Below are 21,011 nucleotides of genomic sequence, written 5' to 3'. Positions count from 1 at the left end.
ACGACGTTTTTGTTTTCGCCCGCGGGCGAAGCTTTCGCAGCCGGAACATGTACCGTTCAAACAGCCAGACAATCCGCAGCATCCGCACAGGTGTTATGTGAGTGCGACGCTGTGACATCGGGTATGATCCGATACATTCAACGCCGGCACGATTTCGATCAAATTCTGGCGCGTGTCGGAGCTGAATGTACACCACTTGCAGACTTGCTTTCTGATTTTCCCACGGCCTCGATCGGCGCAAGTGATCAGCGATCCGGAGATGGTCCGTCCGATGAGACAGTCGACAGCAGCCCGGATTTCGGAGGAGGCGGCGGTTCAAGCGGTGGATCTGGCGGCATAAGCGGTGAAAACGGCGGCACCGGCGGCGGTGGCACTGGCCGAGGGGGCGAAGGCAGCGGCTCTGGCGGCGGCGGCGAAAACGAAGGTGGCGGCGAAAACGAAGGCGGCGGCGAAAACGAAGGCGGCGGCGAAAACGAAGGCGGCGGCGAAACGTTCTAATTGGGAAGCAATATTACCGGTGCAAGACACGATTGCACCGGTATTCAGTTTGTCAAAAAGACTTTCAGGTTTCCTCAGCTATGGCCGTACACACCAACCCAACGTCCGGGCCGGTTCGGGTCTTGCATACGAAGAAACAGATACCGCGTTGCTGTCCAGGGTTTGATACGGTTTGTGAGGTTGTCCAAAACCAAATCACCGTTTGAAGAGCGGTACACCAGCACCGCGTGAGGCACCCGACGCGTGTCCAGAACCGTAGCGATCAACAGTTTACTTGGATCGACGCCTGCATGGATCAAATCCCTTTTCTTCAACAGCGCGAAGTCTTCGCAATCGCCACCCCTGGCTGTCGGAAGCGCCCAACGCTCAGTCATCTTGTACTGAGATTGATCGGTGACTTCTCGCGTCGATCTGTTCACGCGCCGATTTACCTGTTCGACAACCTTCAGTTCTTGCTGGCTGGACATGGATACGGATCGTTTTCCTGCACAGGCCCATTTGTACTGAGCACACAGGTTGATAGCTCCTGACGGTGGCGGCGAGGACGCGACACTTGGGATAAACCCGTTCCCGGACGCATGTGCGACGGGGGCCATGGCGATGGTGCAAACGGCCAAACAACTGATGCTGAAAGCCCGCACTGAAACCGGCAGAAGTCTTGCACCAAACCGCTTGGCCAGATTTGTGAAGTGTTTCATGCCTGTACCCCAATCCGATGTTCTTCGTACGATTGCACGTCAAACAGGGTCGCATTCCGATTCGTGAAACTATCCGCGAACAATCCCGCCCAGGCAATCACCTAAAAAGTTGAAGGGGAAAAAGGGCGGAAATTCGTCCGTCAATCTGACCTTTTTGCGCAAGAATTTGGGTGAAGCAGCCACAATTCAGGCGCTAAACGCGCAAATCCGCGATAGCATGGCAGTATAAGATATTGAAATAACTGTAAAAAACTAGCCCCCCTGTTAGCGGGCTGAGTTCCCTTGACCGATTGGTGGCATGAGCCAATGATTGCCTATTGGCTGCCCGTTTACCTGGCAAACCGCGCTACACTTCGTGAACGCAGACGTTCACTCCGTGATTTCAACCACAACCAATTCACGTTCACTGGCGTCGCGCGCATGACTCAATGCTTCTTGATACTCAACCGAGTTGTAGCATTCCACAGCCGCTTCAAGCGACGGGAAACGGGCAACAACGTTGCGTGGCCGTTCCTTGCCTTCCAACTGAACGTAACGCGCCGCACGGGCGATGAAAGTGCCCCCGTGCTTGGCAATGGCCGGCCCGGCCAATTCGGCATATTTTCCATACGCCTCAGCATCGGTCACCGTCACATGTGCAATCCAAAGTGCAGCCAACTTACCCTCCCAAAACCTGTTCTGCGGCCTTGATCGCCGAATCCGCGTTCGACGCATCCCGACCACCGCCCTGGGCCATGTCCGGGCGACCGCCGCCGCCCTTGCCGCCCAATTCCACCACGGCTGCCTTGACCAGATCGACCGCCGAAACGGTTCCTGTCAGGTCTTCGGTGACGCCAGCCGCAACAGCGGCCTTGCCGCCTGTATCCGCGATGAGCAGAACAGCCCCCGACCCAAGACGCGCCTTGTGTTCGTCGATCAATGCCGGAAGATCCTTGCCGGACACCCCGCTGAGGGCCTGCGCTATGAACTTAACGCCGTTCACATCACGCGCTTCGGCACCGCCGCCCTGCCCGCTCCCGCCGGCCATCGCCAGATCTCGACGCAGTTGAGCCACTTCGTTCTGCAATGACTTGCGTTCCTCCAGCAGGCTTTTCACGCGGGCCACCACATCATCCGGCTGCGCCTTCAGTTCCGACGCCACCTGCGCAAGACGATGATCCTGTGCTGAAAGGTAACGGAACGCTTCATCCCCGGTCAGTGCCTCGATGCGGCGCACGCCGGCACTGCTTGCGCTGTCGCCCAGGATGACAAAGGTGCCGATGTCACCCGTCTGGCGCACATGGGTGCCGCCGCACAGTTCGATCGACCAGGTTTCGCCATCATGGCCCTTGCCCGTATGCGCCTTGCCCATCGAGACAACACGCACCTCGTCACCGTATTTCTCGCCGAACAGTGCCTGCGCGCCCAGTTTGCGTGCGTCATCCGGTGTCATGACCCGTGTCTCGACAGCCGAGTTCTGGCGGATGAAACCGTTCACCTCACGTTCAATCTTCTGGATTTCCTCCAGGCTCAGCGCTTTGGAATGGCTGAAGTCGAACCGCAGACGATCCGCCGCATTCAGCGAGCCGCGCTGCGCCACATGGTCGCCCAGCGTTTCCCGCAGCGCTTCATGCAGCAAGTGGGTGGCCGAGTGGTTGGCCCGGATTGCCGTGCGGCGCGCATGATCGACTTCCAGCTCGACAGAATCGCCTTTTGACACGGCACCGCTGACGACCGTCACCTTATGTGCATAGACCTTCCCATCCGCGAATTTTCTGGTGTCCTCCACCCGGCTGAGGTGATCGCGATCTTCAAGACGCCGCAACTCGCCGGTGTCGCCCACCTGACCACCAGCTTCGCCATAGAACGGCGTCTGGTTCACCACGACCCAGCCGCTGTCGCCCGCTTCGATCTTTTCAACCAAAGCACCGCCAACAACCAATGCCGCAACCTGAGCTTCGGCTTTCTCGGTGTCATAGCCAAGGAAGTCGGTCGCCCCGGCGCTGTCCAGAACATCGAACCATACCGCCTGATCCGCGGCTTCACCTGACCCGGCCCAGGCAGCCCGCGCCTTGGCCTTTTGTTCGGCCATCGCTGTTTCAAAGCCTTCGGTGTCAACTGTCCGGCCTTTTTCACGCAGCGCATCCTGTGTCAGATCCAGTGGGAAACCGTAGGTGTCATACAGTTTGAATGCCGCCTCACCGGACAAAGGCGCACCCTCGGAAAGGCCAGACACCTCATCGTCCAGCAGCCTCAACCCCCGGTCCAGCGTCTGCTTGAAACGCGTTTCTTCAAGCAACAAGGTCTCTTCGATCAATGGCTGTGCCTGGGTCAACTCGGCATAGTGACCGCCCATCTGTTGTACCAATGACGGGACGAGCCGGTGCATGACCGGATCCTTGGCACCCAACAGATGCGCATGACGCATGGCACGACGCATGATGCGGCGAAGAACATAGCCGCGGCCATCATTGCTGGGCATCACGCCATCAGCAATCAGGAACGAAGTCGAACGCAGGTGGTCCGCGATCACGCGGTGGTGCACGTTCTGATCCCCGTAAGGATCCACGCCAGTTGCATCGGCCGATGCCTCGATCAGTGCCTTGAACAGATCGGTGTCATAATTGTCATGGCTGCCCTGCAACAATGCACCGATCCGCTCGAGCCCCATGCCCGTATCAATCGACTGCATGTCGAGCTCGACCATCGAGCCGTCTTCGAACTGCTCGTTTTGCATGAAGACGACGTTCCAGATTTCAATGAACCGATCGCCGTCCTCTTCGGCAGAGCCCGGAGGACCACCCCAGATGTGGTCTCCGTGGTCGTAGAAGATCTCGGTACACGGGCCGCAGGGGCCGGTCGGGCCCATCTGCCAGAAATTGTCGCTGGTGGCGATGCGGATGATCCGGTCTTCGGGTACACCGACCTTTTTCCAGATTTCAAACGCTTGGTCATCGGTATGATAGACCGTTGTCAGCAGGCGGTTCTTGTCGATCCCAAATTCCCTGGTGATCAGCTCCCACGCGAATGGGATCGCTTCGTGTTTGAAGTAATCACCAAACGAGAAGTTCCCCAACATCTCGAAGAATGTATGGTGGCGCGCCGTGTAACCCACATTGTCGAGATCGTTGTGCTTGCCGCCGGCACGCACGCATTTCTGCGCCGTGGTGGCGCGCTTGTAGTCACGTGTTTCCAATCCGGTGAACAGGTTCTTGAACTGCACCATGCCCGAATTGACGAACATCAGCGTCGGGTCGTTGCGCGGCACCAGCGGGCTGGACGCCACGACCTCATGCCCCTGTTTTTCAAAGTAGTTCAGAAAGGTCGATCGGATGTCGTTCAGGGTTGGCATAGGGCTCTCTCGGCGCACAAAAAACTTGGTCCCCGCAGGTTTATCCCCCTGTCAAACGAGTGTCCACAGCAGAGGCGTGTCCGAACGAAACAAGGCGGCCCGGGGACCGCCTTGTTCATGGTGTTTTCAACACAACATGTCGGGTCGGGAACGTACCGCACCCCGTCAGCGATCGTCAGGCTTCAAGGATGTCATCATCCTCGGCTGCGCCCGGAGGCATGTCGAAATCCAGCCCGTGAGCCGCCCGAATCTTGTCTTCGATCTCAAAGGCAATGCGGCTGTTGTCGCGCAGATATTGTTTGGCATTCTCACGCCCCTGCCCGATCCGTTCGTCGCCATAGCTGAACCATGACCCTGACTTTTCGACCACACCGGCTTTGACACCCAGATCCAGCAGTTCGCCCATCTTGCTGATGCCTTCGCCGTACATGATGTCGAATTCCACCTGCTTGAAGGGGGGTGCAACCTTGTTTTTGACGACCTTGACGCGCGTCTGGTTGCCGACAACTTCGTCCCGGTCCTTGATCGCGCCGATGCGCCGGATATCCAGACGGACCGAGCTGTAGAATTTCAGTGCATTACCGCCGGTGGTGGTTTCGGGGCTGCCGAACATAACACCGATTTTCATCCTGATCTGGTTGATGAAGATCACCATACAGTTCGAGCGGCTGATCGAGCCTGTCAGTTTCCGCATCGCCTGGCTCATCAGACGGGCCTGAACGCCGACATTGCTGTCACCCATGTCGCCTTCCAGTTCGGATTTCGGCGTCAGCGCCGCAACCGAATCGACCACGACCATGTTGACCGCGCCCGAGCGCACCAGTGTATCGGTGATTTCCAGCGCCTGCTCTCCGGTATCGGGCTGCGAGATCAGAAGCTCGTCCAGATCAACACCCAGCTTTCGCGCATATTGCGGGTCCAGCGCGTGCTCGGCGTCGACAAAGGCGCAGACACCGCCGCGTTTCTGCTGTTCCGCAATGCAATGCAGCGTCAGCGTCGTCTTCCCCGAGCTTTCGGGGCCGTAAATCTCAACAATCCGCCCCATCGGCAGACCACCAATTCCCAGCGCTATGTCCAGCCCGAGCGAGCCTGTCGAACTTGCGTCGATGTCCTGTTTGGCTCCTTCGCCAAGCTTCATGATGGAGCCTTTGCCGAACTGCCGTTCGATCTGGGCCAGCGCGCTGTCGAGCGCCTTTTGCTTGTCTGCGTTTTTCTTGTCGCTCATTGTCAGAAGATCCGCCATTGTCCTGTCGCCTTCCCTTTTGTCACACCCTTGATCGGGCGGCAATCGCTGCTTTGTTCGCCTCTTGTTCCTTATGGGACCAAAAGAAGAACATTTCAATAAAAACTTACGAGATTTAGTCTTCAGTAATTGTATTAAGAAGTCCTTTACGACAATCTGCGCGCATAGCCGGATGACAATTGGAGCAATTAAATGCTTGTTTTCTATGAGGAACGCCTTGCCTTCCTTGCCGTTCCGAAAACCGGCAGCACGGCTTATCACACGGCGTTGCGGGATCGCGCTGATATCGTTGTCACTCATCCGCCCGAGCTCAAACATGCTCCGGTGCGCAGGTATGATCGGTTTTTCCAGAACGTTTTTCGGAAGATGTACGATACCGAGATGGAGGTCCTGGCAGTTGTTCGCGAACCCGTTGACTGGCTGGGCAGTTGGTATCGATTTCGCAGCCGCGCCGATCTGGTCGGCCACGTCCATTCGACCCGAGACATGAGTTTCGATGCGTTTGTGCAAGCCTATATGACAAACCCGCGCCCGGATTTTGCCGATGTTGGCAGCCAAAGCCAGTTTTTCCGTACCCGCAGCAATGGTCGCGGCGCCACGCATATCTTCAAATACGAAAACCAGGACAAAATTCTCGACTTCCTGCAAGCGCGACTGAATATGCAGATCGACCTGCCGCAAGAGAATGTATCACCTCCGGGTGATCTGACGCTGACGCCCGAGACACGGCAGAAATTTCGCAAAAGACACGCAGAGGAATTCGTTCTCCACGATGCAGCCTTGTAGGGAGTTCAGTTCAGCTGTTGGAAAACCGCCTCGGTCAACTGGGTGAGTGAAAACGGCTTGGGCAGGAAGGTCGAATTGGCGATCTCGGGTTCTGAATCGCCAAAGGCACCTTCCGTGTAACCCGATACGAAGACCACGCGGGCGTCCGGGCGTGTTTCCCGAGCTTTGCGCACCCACGTCGGCCCATCCATGCCGGGCATGACCACATCCGTTACGAATACGTCCACGTTCAAAGACGGATCGTCCAGAAGCCGCAGGGCTTCCTCGGCCGAATCCGCCTCCAGCACGGTATAGCCCTTGAGCCGCAGGGCCCGGGTTGCAAAGGCGCGGACCGGCGCTTCGTCTTCAACCAAAAGCACGACGCCCTCTCCTTGCCGGGCGCTTTGAGCTTCGGGCTGGGCTGGAGTGTCCTGTTCAGCCTCTGCCACCGTGGCGCAAACCGGTAGAAAGACGGTGAATTCGGTGCCTCGACCCACCGTACTGTCGACAAAGATGAAACCGCCCGTCTGCTTGACGATACCATACGCTGTTGAAAGCCCAAGCCCTGTCCCCTCGCCCGTACGCTTTGTCGTATAGAACGGCTCGAAAACCTTTTGCAGTTTGTCGGCAGGAATTCCCACACCGCTGTCCATGACCCTGACCGTAACGTATTCGCCGGGCTGGACGGTCGCCCTGTCCCTACTGAGCGGTTGCGACAGGTTCAACACCTCGGTCTCGATACGGATCTCGCCCCCGTCAGGCATGGCATCGCGCGCGTTGACGACAAGGTTCATCAACACCTGTTCCAACTGCCGTTTGTCCGCCCGAACCGGCTTTAACACCGGATCATGGCTGAGGGTCAGTAGAACTTTCTCGCCCACCAACCGGTTCAACAAGTGAATGAGATCCGAGATCGTGTCGCGCAAATCCAGAACTTCGGGCCTGAGAGTCTGTTTGCGCGAGAATGCCAGAAGCTGGCTGACCAGCGCAGCGGCCCGGTTGGCGTTCTGATTGATCTGAACCAGATCCCCATAATCCGGGTCATTCTGATCGTGACGCAACAACAGCAGATCGCAGTGCCCGGAAATGGCCGTCAGCAGGTTGTTGAAATCATGTGCGACCCCGCCGGCCAATTGACCCACAGCTTGCATTTTCTGCCCTTGGACGAATTGAGCCTCCAAAGTCTTCAACTCGGTCGCATCATTCAGAACCGCGATCAGACAGATCTTACCATCGACAACGACACGGCTCAGCGTGACCTGTACGAAGACTTCCTTGTCTTTTCGGGTCAACTGAAGAAACTCGGATCGTTGCGCGTCTTCTTGCGCGGCCGTCCGCGCCAGCCAATCCAGAATGGGGTGCCCCATACCCCGCATGATGTCGGCTATGTTCGTGCCTTCCAGGTTTTCATTTCCCAGCAGCTTATTCGCCAGCCTGTTGGCATTCAGAATGGCCCCCGCCGGAGACAGGGTGAGAACCGGAACCGGAAGATCTGCAAAAGACGTGCTGGCCCCGGGCGCCTGAGTTTCAATGAGCGGCACCAACCCAAGGCTTCGTTCCTTGCTGGATCGGGAAAGTTCCGTCACAGCGACCGAAATCATTCCGTCCTGTGACTTGATGATGTTTGAGGCTCCGATCCGGGGGTCAGCATCACCGAAGATGTCGCGAACCCGACCGGGACGCGGCCCAAGCAACTTTTTCGCCGCCGGATTCGGGCGCACCACGTCATCCGCGCATCCGATGGTCAGAACCGGCAGGTTGAGAGACTGCCAGCTTTCCTGTTCTGACTGTTGAAACCGCCAGCAAAAAATGTCGGGAGCCAATAGAAACACGGTTACACTGCTTGTGTTTCCCCTGATCACGCAGTCTTCGCGGGCCCGACCGAATGATCGGGCCTGAGATTGCAACCTCAACAAAATCACCTGAGGGGTCGAGAACGTCGAACTGAGGCAGTTTTCAAGGCTGGCTCCTTTCGCCGCACCGAACTGTTCCCGCGCTGATGCGTTGGACGCCAGAACGTCGCCATAGGTGTTTGCGATCAGGAAAGGTGACTCTTCCTGTTCTGCAAACGCGGCCATGACGGCAGTGGTTTGTTGCTCATGTCTGGCGTGGACCTGGCCCTTGATCACGACGCATAGTGCAACGATCAAAAGCGAAGTTCCCGCGACCATCATGCCCATGGTCCAATTCGGTGGCAGCAACCCGACCATGGGGGCAATGCTGATCAACAATGCCACCGCCACCAACGACCATAGACGAGATGCGGAAGGCGTGTGGACAAGAGATGGGTCGCTGAAAAATCCTGCTGTGTCAGACATAAACGGCTCGGGCGCAAAGTTATCGGCTATAACGGTCAAAATTGGTTAATTCCCGCTTAACGGCGTTCGGAAAGCAGCGATCTACCCAAGGTTGTTATTTGCTAAAAGCTCAGCGCGTCAAGTGCGACGTAAAGAACCCGTCAGATTCGTGTGTAACGTGCCACGTTTTCCGGAAGGTTTCCCGCCACTGGGAAAAATGATCCAGAAAATCGTCTATGATCGCGCCGTTTTCATCGTTCAGAACCGAACAGGTTGCGTAAGCCAGCAGGCCGCCCGGATGCACCAAAGGCGCAATGTCAGACAGAATACGGGCCTGAATGGCGGTGAGGTCCCGCAAGCGATCCTCGGTCAAGGCCCATTTCCCGGCCGGCGCCCTTCGCCACGATCCGCTGCCAGAGCACGGCGCATCAACCAAAACCACATCAAACGGATCAACACCTGTAAGGTCATCGGAGTTGAGGATGGTTATCTTTGCACCTGCTCGTTCCGCCCGGGTCGGAATATCCTTCATGCGACCGGCATTCACATCATGTGCAAACACGTCGACGCCCTCGTGCGCAGCAAGCGCCAGCGCCTTGCCGCCACCACCCGCGCAATAATCCAGAACACGCATCCCCGGCCGCAGATCCAGCGCGGCCACGACCGCCTGGCTTGCAGCGTCCTGAAGCTCGACCAGACCCTGGGCATAGGCCTGGCTTTGGGCAATGCGCCGGGCCCCCTCTGTCACCTCGAGCGCGGTTTGGCATACCTGAACCGGATGGGCGATCACACCCTCGGACTTCAAGGCGTCGATGGCCCCGCCAAGATCGGTTTTTCGCAAGTTGACCCGCAGGTGAACAGGCGCCCGGTGCTGCAATGACATCGCGCAAGGAACCAAGGCATCCTTCAGAGAGTCAACGAACCGAGGCCACAGCCACTCCGGAATGTCATATCTTTCGGCCTCGGACGCGAAATCTCGCGCCGTTTCCGTTTCCTCAACCGGCATCGGAGCGTGACAGTCGCCGGTGAACAGGTCGGCCAGATCACCGCTTGACGCACGGGTCGCACCGATCATCAAACCGCGCCCGGTGTCGGACCCTCCCAACGCTGCATACGAGCGCTTGCGTCGCAGCGCGTCGAATACGTGATCGCGAATGGCTGCCCGATCCTTGGATCCGGCGAAGCGACTGCGCCGCGCCCAGCCGGTTAGTGCTTTTTCAACCGGCGCGCCAGCCAGAATATCATCCAGAATTTCGATCGAGGCCTGAACACGGGCGGCGGGTGTCATTGTGGAATACCTTGGCGAAAATGGGCCCGGCTGGCCGATCCAAGTGGCAAATAGGCACCCGTTCCCGGGTGCCTTGTGTCTTGCTGGATGGCTTACATGACCCGGTAGTTCGGGCTTTCGCGGGTGATCTGAACATCGTGGACGTGGCTTTCCTTCAGACCGGCGCCCGTAATTTTCACGAAATTGCAGTTCTTGCGCATCTCTTCGATGGTGGCGCAGCCGGTATACCCCATCGCCGCACGCAAGCCGCCAACCAACTGGTGGATCACGGCACTGGCCGAGCCTTTGTAGGGCACCTGCCCTTCGATGCCTTCGGGCACCAGTTTGTCATTGGCTGCATCTTTCTGGAAATAGCGGTCGGCTGATCCGCGCGCCATTGCACCCAGGCTGCCCATGCCGCGATAGGATTTGAACGAACGGCCCTGATACAGGATCACCTCGCCCGGGCTTTCGTCGGTACCCGCAATCATCGACCCGACCATGGCACAGGATGCCCCGGCCGCGATCGCCTTTGCAAAGTCACCCGAGAACTTGATGCCCCCATCCGCGATGACCGGCACGTCGCCCGCTGCCGCCGCACAATCGCTGATCGCGGTCAACTGAGGTACACCAACCCCCGCCACCATCCGTGTGGTACAGATCGATCCCGGACCGATGCCCACCTTGATTGCGTCGGCACCAGCATCGATCAGGGCTTTGGTCGCTTCTCCTGTTGCAACATTCCCGGCAATGATCTGAACCTCGTTCGACAGGGTCTTGACCCGCTTTACAGCGTCCAGCACGCCCTGCGAATGACCATGCGCCGTATCGACGACGATGATGTCGACACCCGAATCCACCAATTGTTCGGACCGTTCGAACCCGGCATCCCCGACCGACGTCGCCGCAGCAACCCGCAGGCGACCCAGGCGGTCCTTGCAAGCGGTTGGGTTCAAAACGGCCTGTTCCGTATCCTTCAGCGTCAGAAGACCGGTCAGCTTGCCTTCGCCATCGACAACCAGCAGCTTTTCGATACGGCGCGCCCGCATCAGGCTTTTGGCTTCTTCCAGATCGGCCGGTTCCTGTAGCATCGCCAGGTTTTCCGAAGTCATCATCGCGTGTACCGGCGTATCGTCCGAGTTTGCAAAGCGCATGTCTCGGTTGGTCAGGATACCCACCACGCGGCCCTGCTCGTCGACGACTGGAAAACCGGTGAAGTTGTAGCGCTGTACCAGCGCATTGGCGTCGGCCAATGTCTGATCCACCCGCAACGTCACGGGGTTATAGACAATACCGGATTCGAACCGCTTGACCCGGCGGACTTCGCGGGCCTGTTCTTCCACCGAAAGGTTCTTGTGTACCACACCGATGCCGCCCGCCTGAGCCATGGCAATGGCCATGCGCGCCTCGGTCACGGTGTCCATGGCCGAACTCAACAATGGGATGTTCATGGTGATTTCGCGCGTCACACGCGTGGTCGTATCCGCCGTTGCCGGCAGCACGGAAGATGCGCCCGGAACCAGGAGAACGTCGTCAAAGGTAAGTGCCTCACGAATCTGCATCTGAATACCCCATGCAAAAGCCCGTTTGGCGGTGACCCTATTACATGGATTGAACCAAAGGAAAAGCCCTTGGGGGCAACTCTTTGGCTCTGGTTGTCGATGCAGTGGAAGAAAACGACGCTCGTTGTGCAGATCGTGCCGCTGATGGCCTTTCCCTTTTCGCGCAAACCCATATCTTGCCCAACATACGCGCGAATATGAAAAGGTATGTCACTGATGACCACCGACCCTCTTGTCGTCTTTACCCCGTCCGGCAAACGCGGGCACTTCCCCGTCGGCACCCCAATTCTGACGGCGGCCCGTCAATTGGGGGTGGATCTGGATTCGGTCTGCGGGGGCCGCGGCATCTGTTCAAAGTGCCAGATCACACCCAGCTATGGCGAATTTCCCAAGCACGGCGTCACGGTGTCAGAGGATGCGTTGAGCGAATGGAACGCCGTCGAACAGCGTTATGACGACAAGCGCGGTCTGAAACCGGGCCGCCGTCTGGGCTGTCAGGCCTCGGTTCAGGGCGATGTGGTGATCGACGTACCGCCGGAAAGCCAGGTGCACCGGCAGGTCGTGCGCAAGGCGGCAGCCGCGCGTGCCATCACGATGGACCCGGCCACGCGCCTTTACTTCGTTGTGGTGGAAGAACCGGACATGCATTCGCCCACCGGTGATCTGGAACGGCTCGAGCGCGCGTTGCGCGAACAGTGGGACATCGAAGCCGTCACGGCGGACCTGACGCTGATGTCCAAACTTCAACCGGTTCTGCGCAAGGGCAAATGGGAAGTCACCGTGGCGCTCCACAAAGGTCACAAGGACAGCGTGGCGCGTATCGTCGAAATCTGGCCCGGCCTGCATGAAGGCGGGCTGTATGGTCTGGCCATCGACCTCGGCTCGACCACCATCGCCGCGCATCTGACCGATCTGGAAACCGGCGAGGTCGAGGCATCCTCTGGCCTCATGAATCCCCAGATCCGGTTCGGCGAAGACCTGATGAGCCGTGTTTCGTATTCCATGATGAACCCCGGCGGTGATCAGGAGATGACTAAGGCAGTGCGCGAGGCAATCAATGACCTGGTCACGTCGATTGCCGAAGAGGCAGGCATCGATGCCTCTCTGATCGTGGAAACGGTGTTCGTCTGCAACCCGGTCATGCATCACTTGCTGCTGGGGCTGGACCCGGTGGAACTGGGTCAGGCCCCGTTTGCGCTGGCAACGTCGGAAAGCATGTCCCTGCCCGCCCGCGAGATGGATCTGACAACCATGAACCCACGCGCGCATGTCTATATCCTGCCCTGTATCGCGGGCCATGTGGGCGCGGATTGCGCGGCGGTGGCCCTGTCCGAAGAACCCGGAAAGTCGCGGGATCTGGTTCTGATCGTCGACGTGGGCACCAACGCCGAAATCCTGCTGGGCAATACCAGCCGCGTGCTCGCCTGCTCCTCGCCCACCGGGCCTGCCTTTGAAGGCGCTCAGATCAGTTCAGGCCAGCGCGCCGCACCCGGGGCGATCGAGAGAATCGAGATCGACCCTGTCACCAAGGAACCCCGGTTCCGCGTCATCGGGTCGGATAAATGGTCCGACGAAGACGGCTTTGATCAGGAAATCGCCACGACCGGGATCACAGGCATCTGCGGATCCGGTATCATCGAGGCAGTGGCCGAGATGCGTATCGCAGGCCTGCTGGACGAAGGCGGCCTGATCGGATCGGCGGAACAGACCGGCACTGCCCGCTGCGTGCCCGAAGGTCGCACACATGCCTATCTGATCCACGATGCCAGCGCCGAGGGTGGCCCCCGCATCACGGTCACGCAGGGTGACATCCGTGCCATCCAGCTTGCGAAATCAGCATTGTACGCAGGTGCACGCCTGCTGATGGACGAAATGAATGTCGAAAAGGTGGATCGCGTGGTTCTGGCCGGTGCGTTCGGCGCGCATATCTCGACCAAACACGCCATGGTGCTGGGAATGATACCCGACGCGCCACTGGATAAAGTCTCCAGCGCGGGCAACGCCGCAGGCACCGGCGCACGTATCGCGCTGTGCAATATCGGATCGCGCGCCGAGATCGAGCGCGTCGTGCGCGAGATCACCAAGATCGAAACCGCCATTGAGCCGAAGTTTCAGGATCATTTCGTGGCCGCCAATGCGATCCCGCACAAGACCGACCCGTTCCCGGAACTGGCCCAGGTTGTCACGCTGCCCAACCCAAGCTTCAACACCGGCGGCGAGACCGAAACAGGTGGCGGACGTCGTCGCAGGCGCCGCGGTTAAACCGACAGTTCAGTGACCCGTGGGAAACCTCGGGTCATTGCTGTCACCCACATCAGGCGTTGCGTCGGACCTCGTCCAGCGACGTGACGCCCAGCTGGGCCATGGCGATGCTGATTTCTTCGCTGAGTACCGACCATAGCTGCGCCAGACCCTTTTCGCCTTCGGCCGCAATTGCAAACTGAAGGATACGGCCGAAAAAGGCAAAGTCCGCCCCGTTTGCAAGCGCCTTGAGAACGTCTTCACCAGAACGCAACCCGCTGTCGTAGAAAAGCGGAAAATCCGGACCGACGGCCTTGCGTATCTGGGGCAGCACCGTGATTGGCGCGGGCGCACTTTCCAACTGGCGTGCACCATGGCTTGAGACCTGAATTGCGTCCACGCCCGCTGACTTGAGCCTTTGCGCGTCGTCTGCGTCCAATACGCCTTTGACCACCAGATTTCCGGTCCACTGGTCGCGCAGACGGGCCAATGTCTCCCACGTGGCCTTGGCGCGGCTTTCAGTGCGGTTGAAATCGTAGCCATCCATCCGGAAATTCGCCATTTCCGGCTTGCCTTTCAGCAAGACCGGCAAGGACCACCGGGGGTGCAGGGCAAAATCCATCACCTGCTTTGGCCCCATTTTGAAGGGCATTTTGAACCCATGACGCAACTCGCGCGGGCGTCGGCCAACCTCGGGCACATCCACGGTCAGCACCAGTGTCTCGTACCCCGCTGCCTTGGCGCGATCGACCAGCTTGAATGTGCCGCTGCCATCGCCGCTGAAATACAGCTGGAACCAGGCATGGCCTTCCGCTTCGACGATCAGATCCTCCATCGCGGTCGAGGCCACAGTCGAAACCCCAAGCGGCACCTCGTGGCGTGCCGCGATGCGGGCCAGCATCAAGTCGGCCCCCGGCGCGGACAAATTGCACATGCCCATCGGCGCGATACCAAACGGGCGTTTCGCGGGCCGGTCGAACAGCGAACTTGCCAGAGATCTTTCACTGACGTCGCGCAGGATACGCGGGCGCAAGATCATTGCATCCAAAGCGGACCGATTGCGACCGGCACCCATCTCGGCCCCGGCGGCACCATCAATATAGTCGAACACCATCCACGGAAGACGCCGCCGCGCCAGGCGGCGGGCGTCCTCGGCGCTGTGGATGGCGCTTGCACCCATCAGGCCTGAACGGCCTTCATGAAGCGTTCGCGGATGACCACCGGATCCATCGTGATCGGCGGCATCTTGGCATTGCCGCTTTCGCACTTGCTGACGATGATGGTCATCTGTTTGGCATCCAGCGCCTCTTGCAGCACACGCCCGGTGTCTTCGGCGGCACATTCGATCACGCGCTCACACCCGGCGGCCTCGGCCATTTTGGCCAGCGAGGTCTTTTGCCCCGCATAGGTCGGCTGATCGCCGGTCGAACCGTACGAGCCGTTGTCCACGATCAGCAGGATGTAATTGTCCGCCACGTTGTTGGCGATCGTTGGCAGGGTGCCCAGATTGGTCAGGATCGAGCCGTCGCCGTCGATCACGATCACCGGCTTCGGCTGCGACAGCGCCAGCCCCAGACCGATCGAGGACGCAAGCCCCATGGTGCCAAGCATGTAGAAGTTGGTGGGCTGGTCGTCGATGGCATGCAGCTCCTGGCTGGGAATGCCGATGTTGCAGACAACCAGTTGATCACGCAGGATCGGGGCGATTTCCTTCAGAATTTCAGAACGGATCATTGGTCGCCATAGCCTCCCCAGAAATTGGCGTCGGTCAGGATGGCGACCGGCTTGTTGCACATGAATGTGTATTTCAGGATCGCGTCGAGCTCTTCGACATCGGCCTGATGGTGGAAGTGGTAGGTGGGGATGTTCAGCTGAGCCAGCAGCGCTTTGGTGTGAACCGCCATTTCAACCTGGCAGGCAATGGGTTCGCGCAATTCCCCCCGGTACGATATCAGCATCGGCAGCGGCATCCGGTAATACTGGATCAGCGTCGCCAGCGTATTGATGGTCACGCCAATGGCCGTGTTCTGCATGATGATCGCGGGCCGCTTGCCGCCCATCCACGCCCCTGCACACAGGCCCATCCCTTCGTCTTCCTTGTTGGACGGGATGTGATAGATGCCTTCGCGCTCGTCGATTTCTGCGATGACACCTGCCAATTGCTTGCACGGGACAGTGGTGACAAACGAGATATCGTTGGCCACCAGATCGTCGGTGATCTTTTTGTCTATGTTCATGATCCAGCTTTTGGTCCTGTTTGGGGCGCTAGACGCGCGATTGAGGAATTCAGGCCCTTCGGTGCACGTGTACGGCACAGGGGGCATGGCGGACGACGCGCGAAGCGGTCGATCCAAGGAAGTAGTCGCTCAGGTCCGGCTTGTGCGAGCCGATTACGATACAGTCGACATTCTTGCTGCTGGCATAGTCGATGATGGACCGCGCGGTATGGCCTTTGACGATTTCGGCCATCACCCCTTCAAGCCCTTCGACTTTTTGCAACAGTTGCAAACGGGCCCGTTCAAACCCTTCGGCGACAACCGATTTGTCCAGATAGGCGCTGACCGATCCCTGAGGCATCTCGTAGACATGCAGCGCAATTATTTCTGCGCCCTCTCCTGACAAGGCCCGTGCGATTTCCAGCGTGTGTTGCGATATGCCGTGATCCAAAGCTAACGGGACCAGTATTTTTGTGTACATGAAGGTCTCCAGTTCTGTCAGTTCTATCCCCAGGGTCTCAGGATAATCTTCGGTGCGGCCACGGCGCCAGACCGGATATCGCAAAACGCTTGCGCGCCGTCGGCCAGAGCGCGTTCTTCTATCCAGTCCAGAGCCCCCAGCCGCCCGTCAAAGATCGCCTGAGCCGTCTGGCGAAAGTCTTTGGCGGTGTATGTGTAAGTCCCTATGAATGTGATTTCCTGCAAGGTCATCCGGCGAACATCCAGACCACCGGTATCCTCACCCAAACCCACATGCGCGATCACGCCGCCCGGTTCGGCCATGGCCGAGGCAACCGACCGCGTCGCAGCGTACCCCACGGCATCTATGACCAACGGGTAAGTTCCTTTGGCTGACTCCACCAGCGCAAAGCTTTCGATTTTCGCCAGGTAGTTGCGACGCAGCTCATTTGGTTCCGCGATGGTCACATCGTCAACGCCCATTGCCCGCAAGGCCAATGCCGCCGCAAGGCCGATGGCCCCGCCGCCGATCACCAGTGCGCGACGGTCCATCGCAGGATGCAGAGCCTCGATCCCCAACCGGACCGTATGCCAGCTGACGGCAAGCGGTTCCGCCAGCGCGGCTTTGGCAAACGAAACATCCTCCGGGACCTCAACAAGATTGCTGGCAGGCATGGTGACGTATTGAGCAAACGCCCCTTCCCGCGGAGGCATCGAGATGATCTGGCGATCCGGGCACAGGTTTTCCCGACCGGCAAGGCAGGCCGCGCATTGACCGCAGCTTACCAGCGGATTGATCGTGACACGATCACCGGCTCGTATCCCGTCAACAATCACACCGGCCGCCTCGTGTCCCAGGATCAGCGGAGCCGGACGGCGGGCATCATGGCCCAGATAGGCGTGCATGTCCGAGCCGCAGATGCCAACCGCCTCGATCCGGATCAAATGCTCGGACGGACCGGCCTCGGCATCCGGCACATCACCGAACACCATCTGTTCCACACCTTGGTAAACCAGTGCCTTCATTTGGCTGTGAACCCTCCATCAACCATAAGAACCTGCCCCGTGACATAGCCGGACGCGTTCGAGCACAAAAACAGGATCGGCCCGTCGATATCCTGCATCCGCCCATTGCGCCCTATGCAGGTTTGAGCGGCGTTGCGTTCCGCGCGCTGGGGGTCGTCAAACACGGCCTGAGTCAGCTCGGTCGGAAAGAACCCCGGACCGATTGCGTTGGCGGTAATGCCAAAGGGCGACCAGGCTTCGGCCATGGCACGGGTCAATTGCGCGATCCCCGCCTTGGTCGCGCCATAGGCAATGCCGCCCGGAAAGGCCCGCGTCGTTTGCAGCGAGGCGAAATTGACGATGCGCCCCCACCCCTTCTTTTTCATTTCGGGCACCATCGACTGACTCAGGAAAAACGGCGCGCTCAGGTTCAGGGCAAGCGTGGCATCCCAGCCATCAGGTGTCACCTCGTCGGCGGCCTCACGCGTGTTGACCCCGGCCGCATGCACCAGAATATCCGGTGCGCCAAACTTGGAATTGATCACCTGCACCAGCCCGCCGATTCCGGCACGATCCGCAACATCAGCAACGACGGCTTCTGCGTGTTCGCCGATTTCGGCCTGCATCTGCGCCAACGCGTCGCTGCGACGCGCCACGCCGACGACACGCGCGCCGGCCGCGGCAAGCGTTCGCGCCACCCGCCGCCCCAGCCCCGAACTGGCGCCGGTGATGCAGGCCACCCGGCCCGTCAGGTCAAACAATGTGCGCGGGTCATCCATCAGCGGTCAGATCGAACTGCTCATCCGGGAAATACTTGGCCAGACGCACATCCGCTGCGCGAGCGTGACCTTCCATACCTTCCAGTCGGGAAATCCGTGCGGTGGCTTCGGCGATCGATTTCGATCCTTCACGTGTGGCCCGCTGCCAGGTGACGATCTTCATGTATTTGTGTACACTCAAACCGCCGGTGTAACTGGCCGCACCCGAAGTCGGCAGAACATGGTTCGTCCCAGTCGCCTTGTCCCCGTAGGACACGGTGGTTTCCTCACCCAGGAACAGCGAACCATAGCAGGTCAGGCGATCCAGCCACCAATCCAGATCCTCGGCCTGAACCGTCAGGTGCTCGGGCGCATATTCATCGGAACAGGCGGCCATCTCTTCGCGGTCGGAACAAACAATGACTTCGGCATAGTCGCGCCACGCGGCCGAGGCGTTTTCCCGGTTCAGCTCTGGCAGATCGTCGATCAAAACCGGAACCAGCTCCATGACTTTCTGCGCAAGGTCGCGATCATCCGTCACCAGCCAGACGGGCGAATTGTAACCGTGCTCGGCCTGACTGACCAGATCGGTTGCCACCACGTGGGCGTCCGCGGAACTGTCGGCAAGGATCAGGCTGTCGGTCGGACCCGCGATCATGTCGATACCAACCTTGCCGTACAGGATGCGTTTGGCCTCGGCCACGAACTGGTTGCCCGGCCCCACAAGGATATTGGCGCGCGGCAAACCGAACAAACCATAGGTCATGGCGGCCACGCCCTGCACACCGCCCATGGCCAGAATGCTGTCGGCTCCGCAGATATGCGCGGCATAGACAATCGCGGGCGCAACACCTTCGCCCGGTCGCGGAGGAGAACAGGCGGTGATATGACGGCACCCGGCGACCTTGGCCGTTGTCACTGTCATGATCGCGCTGGCGATATGGCTGTAGCGCCCACCGGGAACATAGCATCCTGCCGCATCCACCGGGATCGCCTTTTGCCCCGCAACGAAACCGGGAACGATCTCCATCTGTACGTCCGACACGGTAGCCTTCTGCGTCTCGGCAAAGCGTCGGACGTTGTCATGGGCAAAGCGTATATCGGCCTTCAGTTTTTCCGGCACCAGCGCGATGGCCGCATCAATCTCGTCCTGCGTCATCAGGACATTTCCTTCGAACTTGTCGAACTTGACGGCGTATTCCAGCGCCTTGGCATCGCCACCGGCCTCGATATCGGCAAGGATGGTCTTGACCGTATCATGCACCTCTGAGGCATGTGATTGAGCGGTTAAAGTCGCCTTTTTCAAATATTCACGAGGCATGTTCAGCAGGTCCTATTGGTAGATTTCAGGAAGCAGTGTGGTCGACACAGCAGGCACGTAGGCGATCAGGATCACCACGATCAGCATGGTCAGTACGAAAGGAATGGCCCGAGCGGCAATCTTCAGAATGGACTCACCGGTAATGCCAGATACGACGAACAGGTTCAGACCCAGCGGCGGCGTGATGAAGCCCACACCCAGCGCGGTGATCATCATGATGCAGAACTGGATTTCATTCATGCCGATATTGTCGGCCAGCGGTTTCAGGATCGGCGCCAGGATCACGATGTTCGGCGTTGTCTCCATGACGCAGCCCGCTGCGATCAGGATGCCGATCATCAGCAAGATCAACAGATACGGATCATCGGTCAGCGACGTGACCGAGGCCACGAAGCCCTGTGGCACGCCCATGATCGCCAGTGCTTCGGCCAAGGGTGCCGAGAAGGCGATGATCGGCAGGATGACTCCGTTCACCTTGGCCGAACTGACCAGCATCGATGGAAAGTCCGCCAGCGTCAGTGTGCGCAGGATGAAGCCCATGATGATGGTGACGACCACGGCGGTTGCGCCGGCTTCGGTCGGGGTCAGGCGACCTGAGAAGATGCCGTAGAAAATGATCCCCGGCACGATGAACGCGTACCAGCCCGATTTCAGCGCCTTGCCCAGATTGGCCAGCCATTCACTCATGGTCATCATGCCGCCGCCCTCATAGGCGTAAAGACGGTTCATGATGATGTTGGTGATCAGGATCGACACCAGGATGGCCAGACCCGGGATCAAGGCTGCTAGAAACAGGGTCGAGGCGGAAATACCCAGCACGAGGCCGATGATGATATAGGCGATCGAAGGCGGGATCAGGATGCCGGTACAGGCACCAGCCGCAACCAGAGCACAGGCATAGGGGCGCGGATATCCGCTTTCCACCAGCCGGTTGATGGTCATCCGACCAACCGCAGCCGCCCCGGCGGCATCCGACCCTGAAATCGCGGCAAACATACCGCAGACCAGAACCGTGGCCGACCCGAACCCGCCTTTGGCGAAGCAGGTCAGCGCCTCGGCTACGTCCAGGAATTTGCGCGACAGACCGGTCCGCACCAGAACGTCCCCGGTCAGGATGAACAAGGGTACCGCGGTCAGGGCAAATGCGTCGATACCTGTGAACAGGCTTTCTCCGACCAGGCTGAGAGGTAGATCACCGGACATGATCAGCATCACGATCGCCGCTGTTCCTATGGCGGCCCAAACGGGCACGGCCAAGGCGATCAGGCCTACGAACAGGATCACCGGCAGGTAAAAATCCCAGCCCAGTTCAACGGTTTGATTGAGGGAATTCCAAAGCATCCGTATTCT

The 21,011-nt window shown here is 59.1% G+C and carries 18 protein-coding genes; 3 read left to right on the top strand and 15 right to left on the bottom strand.

Translation table 11 applies throughout. The features are described from left to right. Positions 1 to 123: 123 nt before the first annotated feature. Complete coding sequence (locus GOW31_RS21850; protein ID WP_217356606.1) at positions 124 to 498, top strand: hypothetical protein; 375 nt, start codon at positions 124 to 126, stop codon at positions 496 to 498. A 74-nt stretch (positions 499 to 572) separates the two neighbouring features. Here the strand turns inward: GOW31_RS21850 and GOW31_RS04090 are convergent, their stop codons facing one another. The 4 genes from GOW31_RS04090 to recA form a co-directional block, all read right to left on the bottom strand. After that, positions 573 to 1,196 (bottom strand): transglutaminase-like cysteine peptidase, encoded by a 624-nt coding sequence (locus GOW31_RS04090; protein ID WP_254430056.1) that lies wholly within the window; start codon positions 1,194 to 1,196, stop codon positions 573 to 575. Between the two features lie 369 nt (positions 1,197 to 1,565). Further along, on the bottom strand, positions 1,566 to 1,853 hold the full coding sequence (locus GOW31_RS04085) for a DUF1330 domain-containing protein (RefSeq protein WP_171168066.1): 288 nt from the start codon (positions 1,851 to 1,853) through the stop codon (positions 1,566 to 1,568). Position 1,854: 1 nt separating this feature from the next. Further along, positions 1,855 to 4,527, bottom strand: a complete 2,673-nt coding sequence (gene alaS / locus GOW31_RS04080; RefSeq protein WP_171168064.1) for an alanine--tRNA ligase — start codon at positions 4,525 to 4,527, stop codon at positions 1,855 to 1,857. 175 nt (positions 4,528 to 4,702) lie between these two features. Beyond that, positions 4,703 to 5,770 carry a recombinase RecA gene (gene recA / locus GOW31_RS04075; protein ID WP_152458025.1) on the bottom strand — a complete coding sequence of 356 codons (1,068 nt, stop codon included), beginning with the start codon at positions 5,768 to 5,770 and terminating at the stop codon, positions 4,703 to 4,705. A gap of 192 nt (positions 5,771 to 5,962) precedes the next feature. Here recA and GOW31_RS04070 point away from each other — a divergent pair, with 192 nt between their 5' ends. Then, complete coding sequence (locus tag GOW31_RS04070) at positions 5,963 to 6,556, top strand: sulfotransferase family 2 domain-containing protein (protein WP_171168062.1); 594 nt, start codon at positions 5,963 to 5,965, stop codon at positions 6,554 to 6,556. 5 nt (positions 6,557 to 6,561) lie between these two features. On the opposite strand, the gene GOW31_RS04065 is transcribed toward GOW31_RS04070, so the two are convergent. From GOW31_RS04065 to guaB, 3 genes are all read right to left on the bottom strand, one after another. Next, a complete protein-coding gene (locus GOW31_RS04065) occupies positions 6,562 to 8,853 on the bottom strand; it encodes an ATP-binding protein (RefSeq protein ID WP_171168060.1) in 2,292 nt (763 codons plus the stop codon). 109 nt (positions 8,854 to 8,962) lie between these two features. Continuing rightward, entirely contained in the window at positions 8,963 to 10,120 is a 1,158-nt protein-coding gene (locus GOW31_RS04060) for an RsmB/NOP family class I SAM-dependent RNA methyltransferase (protein ID WP_171168058.1), read from the bottom strand. Between the two features lie 92 nt (positions 10,121 to 10,212). Continuing rightward, positions 10,213 to 11,661, bottom strand: coding sequence for an IMP dehydrogenase (gene guaB / locus GOW31_RS04055; protein ID WP_171168056.1), 1,449 nt, complete (start codon positions 11,659 to 11,661; stop codon positions 10,213 to 10,215). A gap of 216 nt (positions 11,662 to 11,877) precedes the next feature. On the opposite strand from guaB, the gene GOW31_RS04050 reads away from it, so the two are divergent. After that, entirely contained in the window at positions 11,878 to 13,923 is a 2,046-nt protein-coding gene (locus GOW31_RS04050; protein ID WP_171168676.1) for an ASKHA domain-containing protein, read from the top strand. Positions 13,924 to 13,975: 52 nt separating this feature from the next. Here GOW31_RS04050 and GOW31_RS04045 read toward each other — a convergent pair whose 3' ends face one another. From GOW31_RS04045 to GOW31_RS04010, 8 genes are read right to left on the bottom strand one after another with little or no spacing between them, the layout of a single operon-like run. After that, a complete protein-coding gene (locus tag GOW31_RS04045) occupies positions 13,976 to 15,082 on the bottom strand; it encodes an alpha-hydroxy acid oxidase (RefSeq protein ID WP_171168054.1) in 1,107 nt (368 codons plus the stop codon). Further along, complete coding sequence (gene comE, locus GOW31_RS04040; protein ID WP_171168052.1) at positions 15,082 to 15,636, bottom strand: sulfopyruvate decarboxylase subunit beta; 555 nt, start codon at positions 15,634 to 15,636, stop codon at positions 15,082 to 15,084. The genes GOW31_RS04045 and comE overlap by 1 nt, the downstream gene beginning before the upstream one ends. Next, positions 15,633 to 16,139 carry a sulfopyruvate decarboxylase subunit alpha gene (gene comD / locus GOW31_RS04035; RefSeq protein ID WP_152458032.1) on the bottom strand — a complete coding sequence of 169 codons (507 nt, stop codon included), beginning with the start codon at positions 16,137 to 16,139 and terminating at the stop codon, positions 15,633 to 15,635. Before comD ends, comE begins: the two co-directional genes overlap by 4 nt. A gap of 49 nt (positions 16,140 to 16,188) precedes the next feature. After that, complete coding sequence (locus GOW31_RS04030) at positions 16,189 to 16,599, bottom strand: universal stress protein (RefSeq protein ID WP_171168049.1); 411 nt, start codon at positions 16,597 to 16,599, stop codon at positions 16,189 to 16,191. 23 nt (positions 16,600 to 16,622) lie between these two features. Next, positions 16,623 to 17,603, bottom strand: a complete 981-nt coding sequence (locus GOW31_RS04025) for a zinc-binding dehydrogenase (RefSeq protein ID WP_171168048.1) — start codon at positions 17,601 to 17,603, stop codon at positions 16,623 to 16,625. Next, on the bottom strand, positions 17,600 to 18,361 hold the full coding sequence (locus tag GOW31_RS04020) for an SDR family NAD(P)-dependent oxidoreductase (RefSeq protein ID WP_171168045.1): 762 nt from the start codon (positions 18,359 to 18,361) through the stop codon (positions 17,600 to 17,602). Before GOW31_RS04020 ends, GOW31_RS04025 begins: the two co-directional genes overlap by 4 nt. Next, positions 18,354 to 19,661 (bottom strand): histidinol dehydrogenase, encoded by a 1,308-nt coding sequence (gene hisD / locus GOW31_RS04015; RefSeq protein WP_171115843.1) that lies wholly within the window; start codon positions 19,659 to 19,661, stop codon positions 18,354 to 18,356. Before hisD ends, GOW31_RS04020 begins: the two co-directional genes overlap by 8 nt. A gap of 12 nt (positions 19,662 to 19,673) precedes the next feature. Beyond that, complete coding sequence (locus tag GOW31_RS04010) at positions 19,674 to 21,002, bottom strand: TRAP transporter large permease (protein ID WP_171168043.1); 1,329 nt, start codon at positions 21,000 to 21,002, stop codon at positions 19,674 to 19,676. Positions 21,003 to 21,011: the final 9 nt, after the last annotated feature.

It is taken from the genome of Ruegeria sp. HKCCA0370 (assembly GCF_013033705.1).
Lineage (GTDB): Bacteria > Pseudomonadota > Alphaproteobacteria > Rhodobacterales > Rhodobacteraceae > Ruegeria.
The sequence above is the reverse complement of the archived record's forward strand: the minus strand, read 5'-3'. Positions and strand labels throughout refer to the sequence as shown.